This is a genomic window from Actinoplanes sp. NPDC049802 (assembly GCF_040656595.1).
Taxonomy (GTDB): Bacteria; Actinomycetota; Actinomycetes; order Mycobacteriales; family Micromonosporaceae; genus Actinoplanes.
In genome coordinates, this window is the sequence record NZ_JBFAMR010000156.1 from 1 (window position 1) to 4891 (window position 4891).

At 70.5% G+C, this 4891-nt stretch carries 5 protein-coding genes; all 5 read left to right on the top strand.

The annotated features are described in order from the left end of the window. On the top strand, positions 1-1162 hold a 1162-nt coding region (locus tag AB0I88_RS40895; protein ID WP_361037626.1), incomplete at its 5' end, for a DUF916 domain-containing protein. Continuing rightward, positions 1159-2643, top strand: a complete 1485-nt coding sequence (locus tag AB0I88_RS40900) for a TIGR03773 family transporter-associated surface protein (RefSeq protein ID WP_361037628.1) — start codon at positions 1159-1161, stop codon at positions 2641-2643. The genes AB0I88_RS40895 and AB0I88_RS40900, both read left to right, overlap by 4 nt. A 67-nt stretch (positions 2644-2710) precedes the next feature. Beyond that, on the top strand, positions 2711-3352 hold the full coding sequence (locus AB0I88_RS40905; RefSeq protein ID WP_361037630.1) for a choice-of-anchor M domain-containing protein: 642 nt from the start codon (positions 2711-2713) through the stop codon (positions 3350-3352). Beyond that, positions 3349-3972, top strand: a complete 624-nt coding sequence (locus AB0I88_RS40910; RefSeq protein ID WP_361037632.1) for a choice-of-anchor M domain-containing protein — start codon at positions 3349-3351, stop codon at positions 3970-3972. The genes AB0I88_RS40905 and AB0I88_RS40910 overlap by 4 nt, the downstream gene beginning before the upstream one ends. 62 nt (positions 3973-4034) lie before the next feature. Further along, on the top strand, positions 4035-4891 hold an 857-nt coding region (locus AB0I88_RS40915), incomplete at its 3' end, for an anchored repeat ABC transporter, substrate-binding protein (protein ID WP_361037634.1).

Sequence of the window (4891 nt, forward strand, 5' to 3'; positions counted from 1 at the left end):
GAAAGAGCAGCTCATCGCAGATATCATGGGCGCACAGATCCGTCTGGAGCACCTGTTCGCCTCCGACCCCCTGTCCGGCCGCCCCGCGACCCCCGGTCGAACGAAAGACCCCGTCATGCGTACCCGCATCGCCGCAGTCGTCCTGGCTCTGGCCGCCCTCGCCCTGCCCGCGCCGGTCCAGGCCGCTCCCGGTGACGGCTCACTGACCTGGTCGGTGTCGCCGTCGGGTCCGAAAGGACCGAACGGACGACCGGCCCTGGACTACAAACTGGACCCGGGCGCCACCGTCACCGACCACGTCGCCGTCACCAACCATTCCAAGCAGCCGCTGACCCTGCGTCTCTATGCCCACGACGCGTTCACCACCGCCGGTGGTGGCTTCGACCTGCGCGCCGGCAGCGCCACGTCCACCGGCGCGGGCCTGTGGATCACACTCGGCCGGCAGCAGGTCACGCTGCCGGCGTCGTCGCGGGTCGTCGTGCCGTTCACTCTCACCGTTCCGGTCAACGCCACGCCCGGTGACCATGCGGCAGGTGTCGTCGCCTCCCTGGTGGCCGACAGCACCGACACCACCGGCAACAGGGTCTCCGTCGATCACCGGGTCGGCAGCCGCGTCTACCTGCGGGTCACCGGACCGTTGCAGCCGTCGCTCACCGTGACCGACGTCAAGATCACGGCCGCGACGTCCTGGAACCCGCTGGACCTGCCGCGCGTCACTGTCACCTTCACCGTCGCCAACACCGGCAACGTACGCCTCGGCGGCGCCCCGTCGGCCCGCATCGACGGCCCGTTCGGTCTCGGCGCCCGGACCACCACGGCGGCCGTGATCCCGGAGGTCCTGCCCGGCGGCTCGCTGACCAGCACCGTCACGCTGAACACGGTGCCACCGCTGTTCCGCGAGCAGCTGACCCTCGACATTCTGCCCGCGCCCGCCGACGGCCGCGCCATCGATCCGGCACCGGTCCGCGCGATCTTCCGGCACGTCCTCTGGCTCGTTCCGTGGCCGCAACTGATCCTCATCGCCCTCGCCGCCGCCCTGCTCACCGCCTGGCTGTTCGCCCGCCGCCGCCGCACCCGCCGCCTGCGAGCGGCCCTGGCCGCCGCCGAGAGACGGGGACGCGAGCAGGCGACCGCGAACCTCGGGAAGGAAGGAACCCGATGACCCACCGTCTGCACAAGACCGTCGCCGTCGTCACCACGGCGGTCGCGATGGCCTTGACCGCGGGCCTGCCGGCGGTCGCGGGCGCCCCTGCCGACGGCGCCGACCTGGTCGCGCTCTCCGTCGAGGCCGGTGAACTACGGCTGAGCTTCCGCAGCGTCGGTCAGACCGTCACCGATCCGCGGAAGATCCGGTTCACCGCTTCGGGAGCGCCGGTCGGGGTGGTCCCCGGCGATCCGGCGTTCGCGTTCCTCGGCCGGCCCGGCGCGCCGGTGTGGTCGTTGCAGGACGGCTCGCCGTTCTCCACCTTCGACACCACCGCGATCGCCCAGGGCGAGGTGACGCTGGAGCTCGCCTCGGTCGAGGGTCCCGGCGCCTTCGCCGCGTACACGCTGTCGGAGTGGGGCCGGCCCACGCTGCTGCTCGACAGTGACGGTCGGCGCAGCACCCGGCTGCCGGCCGGAAAGCGGGTGGGCGGCGTCGTCTGGCTGTTCGACGCCGCCGGGGAGTACCGGGTGACGCTGCGGGCGACCTCGGGCACCGGCGCCAGGACGCTTCGGGACGAGGCCGTCTACACCGTGTCGGTACCCGCCGGAGTCCAGGCCGTCCCGGTGGAGCAGGCCGCCACCGCCACCACGACGGCCGGTGAGTCCACCACCGCGGGGAAGGCCGCGGCGGCGGCGACCTCGGCCCCCACCGCCACCGGTAGGAAGATCATCGTCGACGGGCACGTCGACATGGGCCCGGTGCTCGACGGTGGCAAGCTGACGATCCGGCTCAAGGACGACAGCACCACTCCCCCAACCTGGCGGGAACTCGCTGACGTCACGCTCAAGGTCACCGACAAGGCTCTGATCGACGTGCCCTCCGGCGCCGGGTACGCGTTCCTCGGCAAGGCCGGCGACAAGGTGTACCTGCTCCCGCAGTCCCAGCAGGCCGGCATCGTCTGGCCCGGGTGGAACACCCAGCACGAGTCCGTGGTCAAGGGCACCAAGGGCAACGTCACCTGGCGCCTGAAGCAGGTCAGCGGGCCCGGCCGGTTCAAGCTGTTCCTGACCGGCTCGTTCGGCACACCCGAAGTGATCTTCGACTCGGCGAAGTCGCTCCCGCAGCGGCTCGCCATCGCGCCCAACACCCACGCGCACGGCAACTGGGCCTTCACCAAGGCCGGGATCTACAAGCTCACCGTGGACATGACCGCCACCACGACCGGCGGCAAGAGCGTGTCGGACACCAGGACCCTCACCGTTGCCGTCGGCGACTCGGCCAGTACCGGCGACGGTGCCGGCTCAGGTCAGGACGGCGGTGGCGGATCGGCCACCGACGACAACGACGGCGGGGACCTCGCCAAGACCGGCACGGACGTCATGTCGATCGCCGGCGGTGGAGCGCTGCTGCTCATCGCGGGCACGGCCGTCGTCGTGCTCGCCAGGAGACGCCGAAGCGAGCCGGGTCACGTGTCCACTCTCGACCCTTCCAAATGAAAATGAAAACCATTAGCATCTAATCTGCCCGGCGATCGGACGCCGGACCCATCCAAGGAGAATTCCCTTGCGTAAACCGCTTCGCCTCCTGCTCGGCAGCGGCATCCTCGCCGCCGTCCTGCTCGGCGCCGCCGTGCCCGCCCAGGCCACCGACACCGTGGTCCTGAGCGCCGGGCACGTCGATGTGGTCGACCTCGCCCATGAGGACGGCGTCCTCGAGATCGGCGTCCACGACGAGACCGTCGAGCGCGCGGTCGACGACGTGGTCTTCCTGGTCAAGAAGGCCGCGAAGACCACCGTCCCGGCCGACCCCTCGTTCGGCTTCCTCGGTGTCGCGGGCAAGCCGGTCTGGATCCTGCCGGAGATCCCGAACGAGGAGCTGCTCTGGCCCGGCATCGCCACCGAGGAGATCGAGAACGGCGTCTTCGCCGCCGACACGGTCACGCTGAGGTTCGAGAAGGTCACCGGCGCCGGCCGCGTCGCCGTCTTCACCGAGAACGCCGTCGGCACCCCGAACGTGCTGGTCAACAGCGGTGACGGCCTACCCGACGCGCTGCCGCTCGCGACCGGCACGCACCAGCACGCCAGCTGGGCGTTCCAGAAGGCCGGCGTCTACCTCGTCAAGATCAGGGCGACGGCCACGCTGGCCGCCACCGGCGAGACCGTCACCTCCGAGCCGGCCCTCTACAAGTTCGTGGTCCAGCCGTGAGGGCCGCCGCCGTCCTCGCCGCCGCGGTGAGCCTGGTGGTCGCGGCCGCCGTACCGGCCCAGGCCGCCACCGTCACCCTCACCAGCGGCCACGTCGACGTCCTCGACGTCGACTACACCGCCGGAGAGCTCACGCTGGCCGTCAACGACCAGGTCACCGAGCGCAACCCGGCCGACGTGATCTTCCAGGTCCCGGCGGCCGCGAAGATCACCGTCCCGAGCGGCGGCAACTGGTCGTTCCTCGGCAGCCCCGGCGCCACCGCGTGGGTGCTGCCACAGGGCAACACCAGCGGCCTGCTCTGGGCCGGCTGGAACACCGCCGAGGTCCCGTCCGGAGTCTTCCAGAGCAACTCGGTGACATTCCGGCTCAACAGCTTCACCGGACCCGGCCACGTCAGCGTCTACACCGTCTCGGCCGGCACCCCCACCAGGCTGTTCGACTCCTCCAACGGCCTGCCCGACACCCGGAACGTCACCTACAACGCACACACCCACGCCAACTGGGGCTTCACCGCGGCCGGCACCTACACCCTCGACTTCGAGGTGACCGGCAAGCTGATCAGCACCGGAGCAACGGTGACCACCGGGGTGAAGGCGTTCACCTTCACCGTCCTGCCGTGATCGAGGTGGGTCCGCTCCAGTGCAAGTGGAGCGGACCCACCGCCCACCGTATCCGGAGACCCATGAAACGCCTGCTCGCCGCCACCCTGCTGCTCGGCGCCGTGACCGGTTGCGCGCCGCCGACCACCCTGTCCGGCACCGACGGCCGCGTCCAGGTGGTCACCACCACCGGCATCCTGGCCGACCTGGTCCGCAACGTCGGCGGCGACCGTGTTCTGGTCGACTCGATCGTCCCGGACAACGCCGATGCCCACGCCTACGAGCCGACGCTGCGCGACGTGCGCAACATCGTCTACGCCGACGTGGCCTTCAGCAACTATCTGCTGCTCGAAGCGCAGAGCGTCATCAAAACCCTGGACGCCAACCTGCCCGACGGTGTCCGGCAGATCTCCCTCGCCGAAGCCGCCACCAAATACGCCGCCGAGATCATCCCGCTCGTCGAGGACGTCTCCCTCGACACCATCTGGCTCGGCATGCGCGCCCGTGGGTCAGGGGCAGCCGACGGCGTCAACCGTTCCTCTGACGTGCGCCTGTCCGCCACGAAGGTGGAGGGCCCTGGCCGCCTGTCCGCGTACCTGACCGAGTCGTTCGGCAACCCCGACATCGCCTTCGACTCCGGTGACGGCTTCGATCCGGCCAACGGCTACCGCGACGACACCATGAATTTGCCGCCGGACGCGCACACCCACATGAGCTGGGCGTTCACCGAACCCGGTGTCTACCGGCTCACGCTGCGCGCGGAGCTGGCGGTGTCCGCCGACAGCAAGCCGCTGCCGATGGGCGAGCAGACCTTCACGTTCGCCGTCGGCGTGGACCCGCACGCCGTGCCGGGCATGGACGGGGCGCTGGTTCTGCGGGATGGGCACACCGACGTCACCGCCGACATCGACACCGGCGAGCTGTACCTGTACGGCGACGG